This is a genomic window from Dactylosporangium sp. CA-233914 (genome assembly GCF_050942935.1).
GTDB lineage: Bacteria > Actinomycetota > Actinomycetes > Mycobacteriales > Micromonosporaceae > Dactylosporangium.
The window spans coordinates 4,587,963-4,601,460 of sequence record NZ_CP192030.1; the positions used below are offsets into that span (position 1 = coordinate 4,587,963).

At 70.9% G+C, this 13,498-nt stretch carries 15 protein-coding genes; 4 read left to right on the forward strand and 11 right to left on the reverse strand.

Annotation, left to right across the window (positions count from 1 at the left end; genetic code table 11):
- Positions 1-7: 7 nt before the first annotated feature.
- The 4 genes from ACQPY0_RS20545 to ACQPY0_RS20560 all read right to left on the reverse strand — a co-directional run bounded on the left by ACQPY0_RS20545 (position 8) and on the right by ACQPY0_RS20560 (position 4,298).
- On the reverse strand, positions 8-919 hold the full coding sequence (locus tag ACQPY0_RS20545) for a carbohydrate ABC transporter permease (RefSeq protein ID WP_432991197.1): 912 nt from the start codon (positions 917-919) through the stop codon (positions 8-10).
- The gene (locus tag ACQPY0_RS20550; protein ID WP_432991199.1) at positions 916-1,845 is read right to left on the reverse strand and encodes a carbohydrate ABC transporter permease; all 930 of its coding nucleotides are present in this window, start codon (positions 1,843-1,845) and stop codon (positions 916-918) included. The genes ACQPY0_RS20545 and ACQPY0_RS20550 overlap by 4 nt, the downstream gene beginning before the upstream one ends.
- Before the next feature lie 69 nt (positions 1,846-1,914).
- Positions 1,915-3,165, reverse strand: a complete 1,251-nt coding sequence (locus ACQPY0_RS20555) for an extracellular solute-binding protein (protein ID WP_432991201.1) — start codon at positions 3,163-3,165, stop codon at positions 1,915-1,917.
- 860 nt (positions 3,166-4,025) lie between these two features.
- Entirely contained in the window at positions 4,026-4,298 is a 273-nt protein-coding gene (locus ACQPY0_RS20560; protein ID WP_432991203.1) for a hypothetical protein, read from the reverse strand.
- 29 nt (positions 4,299-4,327) lie between these two features.
- Here ACQPY0_RS20560 and ACQPY0_RS20565 point away from each other — a divergent pair, with 29 nt between their 5' ends.
- Complete coding sequence (locus tag ACQPY0_RS20565) at positions 4,328-4,642, forward strand: transposase (RefSeq protein WP_432991205.1); 315 nt, start codon at positions 4,328-4,330, stop codon at positions 4,640-4,642.
- A 21-nt stretch (positions 4,643-4,663) separates the two neighbouring features.
- On the opposite strand, the gene ACQPY0_RS20570 is transcribed toward ACQPY0_RS20565, so the two are convergent.
- Both ACQPY0_RS20570 and ACQPY0_RS20575 read right to left on the reverse strand, forming a co-directional pair.
- Entirely contained in the window at positions 4,664-5,077 is a 414-nt protein-coding gene (locus ACQPY0_RS20570; RefSeq protein ID WP_432991207.1) for a hypothetical protein, read from the reverse strand.
- Between the two features lies 1 nt (position 5,078).
- Complete coding sequence (locus tag ACQPY0_RS20575; protein ID WP_432991209.1) at positions 5,079-5,993, reverse strand: ParA family protein; 915 nt, start codon at positions 5,991-5,993, stop codon at positions 5,079-5,081.
- A 1,923-nt stretch (positions 5,994-7,916) separates the two neighbouring features.
- Here ACQPY0_RS20575 and ACQPY0_RS20580 point away from each other — a divergent pair.
- Positions 7,917-8,162 (forward strand): hypothetical protein, encoded by a 246-nt coding sequence (locus ACQPY0_RS20580; RefSeq protein WP_432991211.1) that lies wholly within the window; start codon positions 7,917-7,919, stop codon positions 8,160-8,162.
- Between the two features lie 216 nt (positions 8,163-8,378).
- On the opposite strand, the gene ACQPY0_RS20585 is transcribed toward ACQPY0_RS20580, so the two are convergent.
- The gene (locus ACQPY0_RS20585) at positions 8,379-9,653 is read right to left on the reverse strand and encodes a hypothetical protein (RefSeq protein ID WP_432991213.1); all 1,275 of its coding nucleotides are present in this window, start codon (positions 9,651-9,653) and stop codon (positions 8,379-8,381) included.
- 260 nt (positions 9,654-9,913) lie between these two features.
- Between ACQPY0_RS20585 and ACQPY0_RS20590 the strand changes: the two genes are divergently transcribed.
- Together ACQPY0_RS20590 and ACQPY0_RS20595 are read left to right on the forward strand one after the other, a co-directional pair.
- Positions 9,914-10,546, forward strand: a complete 633-nt coding sequence (locus ACQPY0_RS20590; RefSeq protein ID WP_432991215.1) for a DUF1707 SHOCT-like domain-containing protein — start codon at positions 9,914-9,916, stop codon at positions 10,544-10,546.
- A gap of 117 nt (positions 10,547-10,663) precedes the next feature.
- Complete coding sequence (locus ACQPY0_RS20595; protein ID WP_432991217.1) at positions 10,664-11,338, forward strand: SIMPL domain-containing protein; 675 nt, start codon at positions 10,664-10,666, stop codon at positions 11,336-11,338.
- 7 nt (positions 11,339-11,345) lie between these two features.
- Here the strand turns inward: ACQPY0_RS20595 and ACQPY0_RS20600 are convergent, their stop codons facing one another.
- From ACQPY0_RS20600 to ACQPY0_RS20615, 4 genes are all read right to left on the reverse strand, one after another.
- Entirely contained in the window at positions 11,346-12,188 is an 843-nt protein-coding gene (locus ACQPY0_RS20600; protein WP_432991219.1) for a siderophore-interacting protein, read from the reverse strand.
- A gap of 81 nt (positions 12,189-12,269) precedes the next feature.
- Positions 12,270-12,611 (reverse strand): thioredoxin, encoded by a 342-nt coding sequence (trxA, locus tag ACQPY0_RS20605; protein WP_432991221.1) that lies wholly within the window; start codon positions 12,609-12,611, stop codon positions 12,270-12,272.
- Positions 12,608-12,973 carry a MerR family transcriptional regulator gene (locus ACQPY0_RS20610; RefSeq protein ID WP_432991223.1) on the reverse strand — a complete coding sequence of 122 codons (366 nt, stop codon included), beginning with the start codon at positions 12,971-12,973 and terminating at the stop codon, positions 12,608-12,610. Before ACQPY0_RS20610 ends, trxA begins: the two co-directional genes overlap by 4 nt.
- 35 nt (positions 12,974-13,008) lie before the next feature.
- Positions 13,009-13,422 (reverse strand): XRE family transcriptional regulator, encoded by a 414-nt coding sequence (locus tag ACQPY0_RS20615; RefSeq protein ID WP_432991225.1) that lies wholly within the window; start codon positions 13,420-13,422, stop codon positions 13,009-13,011.
- Positions 13,423-13,498 lie beyond the last annotated feature (76 nt).

Here is a 13,498-nt window from a genome sequence, read left to right on the forward strand (position 1 = left end):
TGTGGGGCTATTTACCGATGCCGGCGGTGAGCCCCTGGATGATCTGCCGGGTCGCGAGGATGAACAGGACCAGCAGGGGCAGTGTGGTGATGACGAGGCCCGCGAACAGTGATGCCCAGTCGTTCTGGTACTCGCCGAAGAACGTCGTGAGGCCGACGCCGAGCGTGTAGTTGTCGCGGGAGCGGAGCATGACCAGCGGCATCAGGAAGTCGTTCCAGATGGGCACGAACCGGAAGACCACCACCGTCGCGATCGCCGGCCGCACGAGCGGCACCATGACCCGCAGGAAGACGGTGAAGTGGCCGCCGCCGTCGAGGAAGGCCGCCTCCTCCAGCTCGCGGGGCAGCTGGCGGAAGAACGAGACGAGGACGAAGACGGTGAACGGGATGCCGTTGGCCGAGTAGATGAGGATGAGGCTCAGCGGCGAGTCGATGAGCCGCAGCCGGTCCATCAGGTAGAACATCGGCAGGATCGCCAGCATGAACGGGATGAGCAGCCCGGACATGAACAGCCCTTCGAGGGCGTTGCGGCCGAAGAACCGCCATCTGGCGATCGCGTATGCCGCGGGCAGCGACACGGCCGTGGAGATCGCGACCGAGCCGACCGTGATCACGATGGAGTTCAGCGCGTACCGCCAGAAGGACGCCTCCGTCCATGCGCTCACGTAGTTGGCGACCGTCGGATCGGTGGGGATCGGCCACGGCTCGGTCGCGATGTCCAGGTGGGTGCGGAAGGAGTTGAGGATCATCGTCAGCAGCGGCACGATGCAGATCGCGGCGTACAGCCACAGGACCGTGGTGACGACGACGGTCTCCGCGCTCCAGCGGCGGCGCCGGCGGTGGGGCGGTGCGCTCGCGCCGGCCCCTCCGCTGCGCTCCAGACCGGTCACGCCGCCTCCGCTGCGCTCCAGACCGGTCACGAGAGCTTCTCCTCTTGCGCGCGGATCATGCGCCGGCCGAGGTAGGCGCCGCCCAGGATGAACAGGAAGAGCAGCGTCGCCAGCGCCGAGGAGACGCCGAGCGCGTTGCTCGCGCCGGACTCGAACGAGACGCGGAAGAACAGCAGGCTCAGCACGTCGGTGGCCCCGGCCGGCGAGCCCGTCGCGCCGCCGAAGGCGTACGGCAGCGTGAACGACTCCATCGCGCCGATGAAGGTCAGGATCGACACCGTGCCGATGACCGGCGTCAGCAGCGGCAGGGTGATGTGGCGGAACCGCCGCCAGCCGCCGGCCCCGTCGACGCTGGCGGCGTCGCTCAGTTCGGGCGGGACGGCCCCGAGCGCCGCACCGTAGAGCAGGACCGGGAACCCGATCCACTGCCATACGCTGACGAGGATGAGCACCGGCAGGGCGGTGGCCGGCTCGCCGAGCCACGACGCCGCGAGCGAGGAGAGTCCGACCGACTTGAGCGCGGCGTTGACCGGGCCGAAGCTGGGCGAGAGCAGCAACGTCCACAGGTAGCCCACGACGAGTGGGCTCACCAGGTACGGGGTGGTGTAGAGCACCTGGAACACCCGCCGCATCCGGCCGAGCTTGTGCAACTGCACCGCCAGGAACAGCCCGATGGAGTTCTGCAGAACCAGTGTCCCGGCGAAGATCGCGAGATTGTGCAGGAAGGCACGCGGCATCTGCCCGACGAACGGCTGCTCGGTGAACAGCACCACGAAGTTGTCGAACCAGTTGAAGCGCACGAGGTTGGTACCGCCCCGCCACTCGAACAGCGAGTAGCCGAGCGCGCTCGCCATCGGGTAGAGCAGGACGACCCCGAACAACGCCAGCGCCGGTAGGACGAAGAGGAGCACGACGCTCGCCGGCGGCCGATGCGCACTCTTGCTTGGTTTTGCCATGGAGGGAGTCTCTCCTGGGGTGGGGCGGAACCCGGCCCGGAGACGATCGCGCCGGGCCGGGGCGGAGTTCTACTCGTGCTGGAAGTCGCCCGGGTGGAACCAGGCGTCGATGCCGGTCTGGACGCTCTGGGCCGCGCTGGCGGGCGTGGCCTTGCCGAGCCAGATCTTCTGGACCTGCTCGCCCATGAGGTCCGTGCCCGACGGCGAGCCGTAGCGCAGGTACGCCGCGCCGAGATACGAGGACGGCTTGGTCTGGTAGCGCTGGTACATCTCGGCCAGCAGCGGGTTCTTGAGCGTCACACCGTCCCGCGCCGGAATGGTGCCCATGGTGTTGGCGTACAGGTTGCCGAACTCGGTGCCGGCGAGCCAGTTGAGCAGCGCCGCGGCCTCGGTGGGGTGTGCGCTGCGCTTGGCCAGCGCCCAGCCGCCGTCGGCATAGCTGACGGTGACCGCCTTCGAGGGCCAGTCCGCGTTGGCGGGCACGTCGAACGTGCCGTAGTCGACCTTCGTACCGAGGTTGGCGAACGTCGTGACCTGCCAGGTGCCGGACGGGAACATGGCGGCCTTGCCGGTCGCGAAGAGCGTGACCGCCTCGTCGAGCGTGACCGAGGTGACATTGTCGACGAGGTACGGCTTGATCTGGTCCATCAGGCCGATGGCGGCGACGCTGTCCGGGTCGGTGAGGTTCTTCTTGCCCGACAGGAACGCCTGCTGGAAGTCGCCGGCCCCACGCCGCGCGCTGCCCAGGATCTCCGTCGCCAGCGAGATCTGCGCTGCAACGGATCCCGGGATGACGATGGGCGCGACGCCGGAGCCCTTGATCTTCTGGGCGGCCGCGATGAACTCGTCCCAGGTGGTCGGCACCGCGAGGCCGAGGTCGGCGAAGATCTTCTTGTTGTAGTACACCTGCGCGGTCTGGATGCCCTGCGGGACCGCGTAGAGCTTGCCGTCCCGCTTGCCCTTCGCTCCGGCCAGGGCCGGCTTGCTGAAGCCGGTCCAGTCCTTCACGACGTCGTCGACCGGCACGATGTTGCCGCTGTCGGCGAAGTTGGACAGCACGCCGTAGGAGCGCAGCGCGACGATGTCCGGGCTGCCGGACCCGGCGAGTCCGGTGGTGAGCAGCGTCTCGTAGTTCTTGTCGAGCTGAGCGACCACCTCGACGTCGATGCCCGGGTTGGCCTTCTCGAACGCGTCGATGATGCCGCCCTTCTTGAAGGCGGTCGCGGCCTCGTTGCTCCACGTCCACACCGTGAGGCGCACGGTGCCGGCCGACGCGCCGCCCCCGCCGCCACAGGCGCTCATGAACATCGCCAAACTCACCGCAAGCGCAACCCATGCGGTGACCCCGTTACGCCGGATCGCCCGCGGCGTGGATCGCTGTGCCGTCACGTGAACCCCCTGTCGGGTGATGACCTCCGTGGATCGCTTTAGAAAACCGATTTTCTAAAGGGTTGCGCACACGCTAGTGGGTACGCAGAACTTGGTCAACCCGTAACGTGCCAGAAATGTGGGGACCGCGCGGCGACGCGATCCCCGAGTCCGGCACGCGCCCAAGCGGGGTGTCCGGGGTGCCGGCCCCGGCCCCGGATTCGTCCAATGTGGACAGAGGTGCGGTCAGCCGTCGGGAGGGCCGGCCAGTGGATGGCGGCGCGCGTCCTGCGCGGGTAGTCGGCGAGCGGCACCGGTCAGGTCGGCGGCTGGCTGCCGGCCGCCGATCCGGTCGAGGGCGTCAGCATGCGGGCGTCAGCATGCGGGCGTCAGCATGCGGGCGACAGTCGCGGCGGCTGAAGGGCATCCGAGCCGAGTTCTTCTCTCGACGCGTCTCTCCTCGCAGTCGTCTACCTGAGCCGAGTCGCGTTCACACGATGTTGTGTGATCCTGGTCGCGTTATGTCGGGTGGGTCGTTGATGCTGGCCGAGGGCCAAGCCGCCGAACTCTGTGCCGTGATGGCCGAAGGTGAGCGCCGTAAGGATGTCGCGGTACTGGCCGGGGTTTCACTGCCCACTGTGGACCGTTGGTCGACCGGTACGCTGAGCACGGATTGGCCGGTTTGGAGGATGCTTCCCGGGCTGCGCCGCGTGAGCAGGTCCCGGCCGTGGTCCGGGCCCGGGTTCTGGCGCTGACCCGGGCCGCACCGCCGGCGGAGACGCACTGGTCGTCGCGGCGCCGGCAGGGCACGTTCAAGCTCGCGCTTCGCCGGGAAGGTCGCCGGCATCGTCGGGCTGTACCTCGACCCGCCCGGCGGCGCGGTCGTGCTCTCGGTCGACGAAACGACCCAGATGCAGGGATTGAACCGCACCCAACCGCTGCTGCCCATGGATTTCGGGGTCACCGAACAGCGCACCCACGACGACCGCCGGCACGGCATCACGAATCTGTTCGCTGCCCTGGACGTTGTCACCGGTCAGGTCGTCGCCGCCTGCCAACCGGTCCGTGACGGCGCTTCCTGGCATTCCTGCCCCACGCCGGCAAAGAGATCCACGTGGTGCACCCACAACACACCGAGGTGAAAGCCTGGCTCGCCCTGAACCCGAACGTCACGTTCCACTTCACCCCGACCGGCAGCTCCTGGCTCAACATGATCGAGATCTGGTTCGGACTCATCACCCGCCAGGTCATCCGCCGCGGCACGTTCACCTCGGTCAACGCCCTCATCGTCCGCATCCGCGACTACATCCAGCACTGGAACACCGCCGCCGAACCGTTCACCTGGACCGCGACCGCCGAACAGATCCTCGCCAAAGCCCGCTGGGCCCAGACCAGCGTCAAGCAACTCGTCGACAACAACGCAAAGTAACACGACCAGAATCACATGACACTAGCGGTCCCAGCTGGTCGAGAAGACCGAGGCGGGGCGGTTGAGCAGGCCGGCCGTTCCCGCCGCGATGTTCTTGCGCAGCTGGGCCTTGGACTTGGCGCCCTTGGACGTCACCGGCGGGCCGATGCGGTCGGCGAGATCGCGCATCAGCGGGAGCGAGAGCTCCTTGTCGCGGGCGATGAGGTACCGTTCGACCGCGTCCTCCTCCGTCATCGCCCGGATCTCGGCGACGATCGCGTCGAGGTCGATCGCCGCCTTCGCGGGCTTCGCCGGCCGCTCGGCCTTCTCGCCGGTGCGGAACTCGACCTGCGCGCGGCCCTCGGCGAGCGCGGTCAGCTGCTCCTCGGTGAGGGTGCCGAGGAGCCGGCCGATCTCCTTGAGCGCGAGCGCGGCCAGCTGGGGTGATTGGGTCACGTCAGAGCCTCTCGAACGTCTTGAGTAGTTCGCCGACGCAGTCGTGCAGGTCGCCGCGCACCTCCGGCGGGACGCCGTTGGCCATGATGGTCGGCACGCCGTGGCGCCCCGACGCCGCGTAGGCGATGCTGCGGTCCCGGATGAGGGTCTGGAATACCGGCACGCCCAGTGCCCGCACCTCGTTGATGAACTGGTTCTGCACGTCGATCGGCTGGCCGTTCTTGAGCTGCACCATCGTGAACAGCACGGCCACCCGGGGCATCCGCATGACCGGCGCGGCTGTCTCGGAGCCGTCCAGGTGGGCGTTGTACCCGTTGGTCAGCTCCAGCAGCCGCCGCCCCATGTCCTGGATCGCCTCCGCGGACAGGAAGTCGGGCCGCGCCGGCATGAGCATCATGTCGCTGGCGACCACGGCCATCTTCGTGGTCAGCGAGAAGGCCGGGGCGCAGTCGATGAGGATCACGTCATACTTTGAGAAGACCGGGTCCGCCAGGTCGTCGGCGAGGCGGCGGTGCAGCGGCACGAACCGGGCCGGACGGATGTTGCCCGTGTTGTCGACCGCGCCCGGGATCAGGCTCTCGGAGTTGACGATCAGCGGGTCCGACGGGACCAGCTCCAGCCAGCCGCCCTGCTTGCTCAGCAGCGCGTTGCAGCGCGGCGGGCTGAACACCAGGTCGGCGAGCATCTGCGCCCGGCCCTTGTCCGGCGCCCGGAACCACGCGCCGATGGTCTGCAGCTTCGACAGGAACAGCTGCGACTCGTCGACGGTGAAGAACGACTTGGTGAGGCTCGCCTGGGGGTCGAGGTCGATCATGAGCACCTTGAGCCCCCGCGCGGCCAGGCCGGCGCCGAGGTTCGCGGTGACGGTCGTCTTACCCACGCCGCCCTTGTTGTTGACGACGGCCACGATCCTCACGCACACCACCTCCGCGCTGGACGCTAGAGGAATCATCTCGTCACCGGCACCGGCCCGCGGACTCCTTCCCACCGCCCGTTCGCCAAGCCGCCCCACCGTGCGGCGGATGCATTCCGGCTACGATGATCGCCGATAGATCAGGCGCCGGACCGCCGCGACGTATCCGATTTCTCTCCCGATGGGGCACGTACCCGCCACGGCGCGGGAAGCCCCGCTCACTCCTGTGCACGCGATGAACTCGCCCGGTTCGCGTCGCGACCTGGAGCTGGCCAAACGGGCTTCCTGCATGCGCGTGCCCGCCCGTCGGTGCGCCCGCGTCGCGGCAGTCGAAGCCGCGCAGCATGGTTTGGGCTCACATCGGTGGGTGGTCCCGGGTGGCCGGTTCGGCGACCAGGGCAACAGCGCGTACGTGGCCCAGCGGAGCGTCGGCTCCGCCCGGTGACGACACCACGGTCACGTCGGCGGCGATCGTGCTCCCGCTCCCGCTCGACCCCTGCCACCCGTGGCGCCGAACCTGGGGAGCGACGGACCCGGGGTCGGCCGTCGTGATGTTCTCGAGCCGCGCGTCCAGCGACTGCCTTCAGGCCGTCGTCCGGTGGTCCAAGGCGACGGTCGGCGAGATCGGGTGTGCGGATGACGCGGTGGACGCGGCCGGGTCGAAGCAGACGGAGGCCGGGCCACAACGGGGCTCAGCGGCGGTGAGGACTGCACCGGTGCGGCGGCGGGCCGACGGGTGGCGCGTGCCGGGGCCGAGGAGGTGAGCGGCGTCGGGGCAAGCCGGGCGGGCGGCGGGGGCGGGAGATGCGGGCGACGACCGCGTCGTCGATCTCGCCCATGAGCAGCATCGGCGCAACGGCCCAGCCGTTGCTGCGGCGGTGGCGACGCCACGGATCGACAGCACGACGACTGGCCGAGCCGGGAGCGCGGTGACTGGACCGGTCGGGAGTGCGGTAGCTGGACCGGTCGGGGTTGTGATGACTGGACCGGTCGGGAGTGCGGTAACTGGACCGGTCGGGAGTGTGGTGATTGGACAGGTCGGGGTTGTGGTGATTGGAGCGGTTGGGAGCGCGGTGACGTTGGTGCAGGTTGGGAACGCGGCGGCGGCGACGGCCTTGGCGAACGCTCTGGCGATGGTGCGCGGGACACGGGCCGCGACGGTGGCCTCGGCGACTGCGCACGAGATGTTGGCGGCGGCGACGGCTGCGCCGGTGGGGCGGCAAGATCGTGAGCGCGAGGCGGTCCGGGCGGGGTGGGCGCAGACGGATCGGAGCGGGAGCTGGGCTGGGTGGCTGGGCGGCCGGAGTCGGGCTGCGTCACCAGATCGCGGGGGACGGGTTGGGTCGGCGGACGGCCCGGGTTGGGCTGATTCGACGGGCGGCGGGGATTGGGCTGGATGGCCGGGCGGCGGGATTCGGACTGAGTTGGCGGGCGGCGGGGGACGGGTTGGGTTGGCGAGCGGCCTGGGTCGGGCTGATTCGACGGGCGGCGGGATTCGGACTCGGTCGGCGGGCGGCGGGATTCGGACTGGGTTGGCGGGCGGCCTGAGTTGGGCTGATTCGACGGGCGGCGGGGATTGGGCTGGATGGCCGCCCGGCGGGATTCGGACTCGCTCGGCGGGCGGCGGGAGTCCGACTGGGTTGGCGGACGGCCCGGGTTGGGCTGATTCGACGGGTGGCGCGAGTCGGGCTGGGTTGGCGGGCGGCGGGAGTCGGGCTGAGGCCCCGGACCGTCGGTGTCGGGTCGAGGTACCGGACCGCCGGAGTTGGGCCGAGTCACCTTGCCGGTGTCGGGTCGAGTCGCCGCACTGGCGGAGCCGGGCTCGGACGGCGGATCGCCTGGGTCGGGCTGTGTTGACGGGCGCTTCGGGTCGGGCTGGGTCGCCAGGGAGCGGCGGCGGGCGGCTCGGGCATCCTGTTCGGCCCAATGAGCGGTGATCTCGGCGGTGCGGGCCTCGGCGTCCAGGCGAGCCAGGCGTTCGGCATGGCGCGCCTCCAAGCCGCGGCGGCGGGCCTCGGCGAACTCGGCACGCACCGCACGGCGACGGGCCACACGACCGCGGTGCTCGGCCAGCATCGCATCCAACCGAATACGCCGCTCCGAATCGGAGATCCCGGTCAGCACCTCACCCATGGAGACAACCTAGAACAGGGGTACGACAAAAACCGCTGAGCAGGGGAAACTGGCGGTCCGGCCAGGCGGCAAGGGGCAATGGCGTGATCTTGACTTACCGTCGGCCCCTCGTATCGAATCCGGCATATCGGGCAATGGTGGAGCGCCTGGCGGCGGGGTGCGCGACAATGCCGAACGCCCGTCGCGGCGGGCGTTCGGCGGAAAGTGGAAAGCCGGAAGCCGGAAGCGGATAGCGGATAGCAGAAAGAGGTGCTGTCAGGCCTGCTCGGGCATCTCCTCGCGGCGGACCGCGTCGGCGGCGCTGGCGTTGTCCGGCTGGGTCGGCAGCTGGTCGGGGAGCTGGCGGACCGGGGCCGGGACCTTCGGGTACTCGCCGGTGTCGGCGCCGCCGCCCGCCGCTGCGGCCATGACCGCGGCCGCGGCCAGGTCGGCCACGCGCTTGGCCTCGCGCTGGACCCGGGCGCGGACCTCCTTGGCGTGCCGCTCGGCCGAGTCGGCGGCCTGGCGGGCGTGCTCCAGGCGGGTCAGCTCGCTGGTCAGGCTCTGCTTGGTGTCGGCCAGGCGCTGCTGCAGCTGGTTGACCTCGCGGCCGAGGGTCGTGGACTCGCGGCGGGCGTCGGCGAGCTGGGTCTGGGTCGCCTCCAGTTCGGTCTGCAGCTGCGTGAGGGCCTTCTGGCGGGCCTGGATGTCCTGCTGGACCACGGAGAGCTGCTGCTGGTGCCGCGCGTTCTCCTCGTCGGCACGCTTACGCAGGTCCGCGGCGTGCTTCTGTGCGTCGGCGTGCATGGCCGCGTTCTTCTGGTCCGCCGCCTGGCGCTGCTGGGTCAGGTCGCGCTCGGTGCTCTGGCGCTGCTCGTTGAGCTCGCGCTCGCAGGCCGCCTTGAGCTCCTCGATCTCGCGCTGCGCGGTCGCCTTCCACTGGGCCAGCTCCTGCTGAGCCTGGGCGCGGCCGGCCTTGACCTCCTGCAGGACCTGCTGGCGCGCGGCCTCGGCGAGGGCGTCGGCCTCGGCGCGCGTCTTCTCCATGTGCTCGATGCTCTGCTCGTTGATCCGCTTGGCCTCGGCCTCGGCGCGCTCGTGCGCGGCCTCGCCGTCGGCGATGAGCTTCTCGGCGCGCTCCTTGGCCTCGGCGAGCGCCTTCTCCGCGGCGGCCTGGTGCTCGGCCGCCTTCTGCTCGGTGTTGTCGATGATCACGCCGGCCTGCTTCTCGGCGAGCGCGAGGATCTGGTCGACCATCGGGCCGAGGTGGCGGAAGGAGGCGCGGTCGACGCGGGCGGGCCGCTGGCGTACTTCGTTGAGCTCCGCCTGCAACTGCTTGAGCTGCGTGGTGAGGTCCTGGACCTGATTGGTCAGGTCCTGGGCCTGCCCGGCCGCGCGCTTGCGCTCGGTGGTGAGGCCGGCGATCTGGCGGTCCAGCTGGTTGAGGTACTGGTCGACCTGGCGCTTGTCGTAACCGCGGACCTGCTGCGTGAAGCTGGGCCGGGAGAGGGCGTCGTCGCGCTGCGTCAACAGGTCCCCGCCGTGGGTCATGGGTGGATCCTCCATACGATCGGGAGCTTGTGACGCCGACGCTCACGGACGGTGGCGTACGGTACGGCCCGCCAGCACATCCAAAACGCTACCGAGCCCTCTGCGCAAGTCTTCGGTTTGTGAAGTGGTTGTTTCGTGCAGGATATGCCGCCGTACCAATTTGTCCGGATTTTTCGGGATGATTGTCCGCGAAAGTGGGCGAATCGGGCAGCAAGGCGCCGGATACCACGGCCCGTCGCGTTCGGCCTACGCTGTACGCCATGGCCGATCCGCCGGAGCCGATGGACCCCCGACAGCTGCGCGCCTCCGACGCCGACCGCGAGCGCGTCGCCGAGGTCCTGCGCACCGCCGCGGCCGAGGGCCGCCTCGACCTCGACGAGGTCGACGAGCGCCTGAACGCGGTCTACGCGGCCCGCACCTACGCCGACCTCGAGCCGATCGTGCGCGACCTGCCCGCCACCGGCGTGCGCAGCCCGATGCCGGTCATGGACGGCGTGCCGCCCCGCCCCGGCGACGTGCCCGCCACCGGCACGGCCGTCGCGGTCATGAGCGGCTTCACCCGCCGGGGTCCGTGGGTCGTGCCGAGGGTCTTCACCTGCTTCTCGTTCTGGGGCGGCGGCACCGTCGACCTGCGCGAGGCCCGCATGCTGCACGGCGAGGTGAAGATCCGCGCGTTCGCGGTCATGGGCGGGGTCCAGGTGATCGTCCCCGAGGACGCCGAGGTCCACGTGACCGGCGCCGGCCTCATGGGCGGCTTCGGCCACGACGCGTCGGGCCCCGGCCGGCACGGCGCCCCGCGGATCACCGTCACCGGCTTCGCCTTCTGGGGCGGCGTCGCGGTGGAGCGCCGCCGCCGCAAACGCCGCTCGGCGCAGGGTGAGGTGTCCGCCTGACCCTGGGTGGCGGCGCGGGCACCTTAGTGGGGCGCCGCCGCGGCAAACGCCGCTCGGCGCAGGGCGAGGTGTCCACCTGACCCCGGGTGGCGGCGCGGGCACCCTACGCTTGCCGGCATGACAACGGTTGCGGTGCGCGGCGAGGCGGTGCGCGAGGTCGATCCGGAGCTCGCGGAGTTCACGGTGGTGGTGTCGGCGCGCGACCGGGACCGGGACACGACGCTCGCCCGGCTGCGCGAGCGCGCCGACGCCCTCCGGCAGTTCCTGGAGCGCTTCGGCGACGCCGTCGACAAGCAGGAGACGACCGGCCTTCACGTGTACCCCGAGAGCGCCGGCCGGCGCGGCGAGCGCGTCACCGCCTACGCCGGCAGCCTCGTCACGACGGTCACCGTGTCCGGCTTCGCCGCGCTGGGCGAGATGATGCTCGCCGTCGCCGGGCAGGACCAGGTGCAGGTCCGCGGGCCGCGCTGGTCGCTGCGCCCGGACAGCCCCGTGCACAAGGACCTGCGCCGCGAGGCGGTCGCCGACGCGATCGCGCGGGCCCGCGAATACGCCGAGGCGCTCGGCGCGCAGGTCATCGAGCTGGTCGAGCTGGCCGACCCGGGGCTGAGCGGCCAGGTCGAGGGCCTGCTGCCGGTGGGGTTCCAGCCCGGATACGGCAGCCAGTCCCTGCGGGCCAAGTCCTCGGCGACCGCCGGCGGCTACGCGGAGCTGGAGCTCGGCCCGCAGCGGCAGCGCGTCTCGGCCGCCGTCGAGGCCCGCTTCACCATCACCAGCCCGACCGGCCTGTAGGGGGCGGCTACGAGAAGGCGGGCTCCTGCTCGGCCTCGATCTGGGCGTTCCAGGCGCGTTTCGAGGCCTGCCAGCCGTCCTCGTCGTGGCCGAGCCGCCAGTATCCCGACACGGACATGCGCTCGCGCGGGACGCTGCGGTCGATCCGCAGGTATCGGCGCAGCTCCTTGACGAACGAGGCCTCACCGTGCACGAAGGCGTGCACCCGCCCCGGCGCCTCCTGCGGGAACGGGTGGGTGAGCACGGCCGGCACGAGCCGCGACCCGATCGCCCCGCCGTTGCGGTGCAGCCAGGTGACGCCCGGGACGTCCTGCTCGTCCGCGGGGTCGCCGATCTCGACGAACGCCGCGCACGCGGCCCCGGCCGGCACCCGCGTCAGGGCGACGGCGATGGCGGGCAGCGCGCTCTCGTCCCCGGCGAGCAGGTGCAGGCCCGCCCCGGGATCGGGGCAGTACGCCCCGCCGGGGCCGCCGAAGTGCAGCTCGTCGCCGGGCCGCGCGCGCACCGCCCACCGCGCCGCCAGCCCGGTGTCGCCGTGCAGCACGAAGTCGAGCGTGAGCTCGCGCGCGACCGGGTCCCAGGCGCGGACCGTGTACGTCCGGGTGACCGGCCAATGCTCGCGCGGCATCGTGGCGCGGACCGCGACCGGGTCGAACGGCTCCGGGTAGACCACCCCGGGCCGCGGGAACATGAGCTTCACGTAATGGTCCGTGTGCTCACCGGTGGCGAAGCCGGCCAGCCCCTCGCCGCCGAGCACGACACGGTGCATGTTCGGGGTCAGGCGCTCGGCGCGCACGACCCGGCCGGTGTGGGTGGGTCGCGGCGGCGGCCCGGAAGGAAGGGCGGACACACCGCTCAGGGTAGTCTGCCCTAACCGCCCGCCGCCCCTCCTTGCCGGTGTGATCCCGCGCGTACTGCCCCGGGCCGCAGGTCAGCGGCTCACCCGCGGCGCCGCGACCAGCGCCGCGTCCAGCTGCTCGCGCAGCACGGACTTCGGCCGGGCGCCCACGAGCAGGGACACCACCTCGCCGCCGCGGAAGACGGCCAGCGTCGGCATGGCCAGCACGTTGTACGCGCGGGCGGTGAGCGGGTTGTCGTCGGCGTTGATCTTCACGACCCGCGCGCGGCCCTCGTACTCGGCGGCGAGCTCCTCCAGCACCGGTGCGATGCGGTGGCACGGCGGGCACCACTGTGCCCAGAAGTCGACCAGGACGGGCAGGTCGCCGGCGAGTACCTCATCGGCGAAGGTGGCGTCGGTCACGTCGATGGTCATATGGGCTCCTCCATGGCTTTGGCCTGCGCCAGCTCCCGCTCCACCACGGCGCGGGCCGCCCGCAGGCGGGCGATGCAGCCGTCGAGGTCCGACAGCTTGCGGCTCAGGACCTCGATCGAGCCGGGGCACTGGGCACCCGAGGCCCGGCCCGAGCGCAGGCACTCCACGAACGGCCGGGTGTCCTCGAGGTTGAAGCCGATCTCCAGCAGCTGGCGGATCTCGCGGACCAGGCGCAGGTCGGACTCCTCGTACTCGCGGTAGCCGTTGGACGTGCGCCGGGCCGCGATGAGGCCGTGCTGCTCGTAGTAGCGCAGCGCCCTCGTGCTGGTGCCGGCCCGCTCCGCCAACTCGCCGATCCGCATGCGACCAACGCTAAACGTTGACGCCCATGTCAACGCTAGTGTGCCTCGGGCAGCCCCTCGATGCGCCGGGCGTGCTCGATCATGCCGTGGATCGCCTCCAGGCTGGGTGCGGACAGGCCGGCGGCGCGCAGGGCCACCGCCCGGACCGCGTTGTCGCGCAGGGCGGCCAGCAGGTCCAGCTGCTCCTCGATGCGCCGCACGGTCGCCGGGTCGTCGTCGAGGAAGTACGCCGCGTTGACCCCGAAGAACTCCGCGAGGGCCTCCAGGTGGCGCTTCGTCGGGTTGTCACGGGCGCCCTTGCGCAGCTGCCACACGTACGTGTGCGAGATCATCACGCCCCGCTCGCGGATGGCCCCGGCGACCTCCTCGTAGGTGTACTCGCCGCGGCCGGCCGGGTGGACGGTGCGGAACAGGCGGTCCAGCTTGGCCGCGAGTGTCGGCTCACTCATCGCATCAACCCTTGACAATCCCACCGGTTCGATGGAAATCTCCACCATAAGCTCAGATTTACGGGCGCTGGCGTCT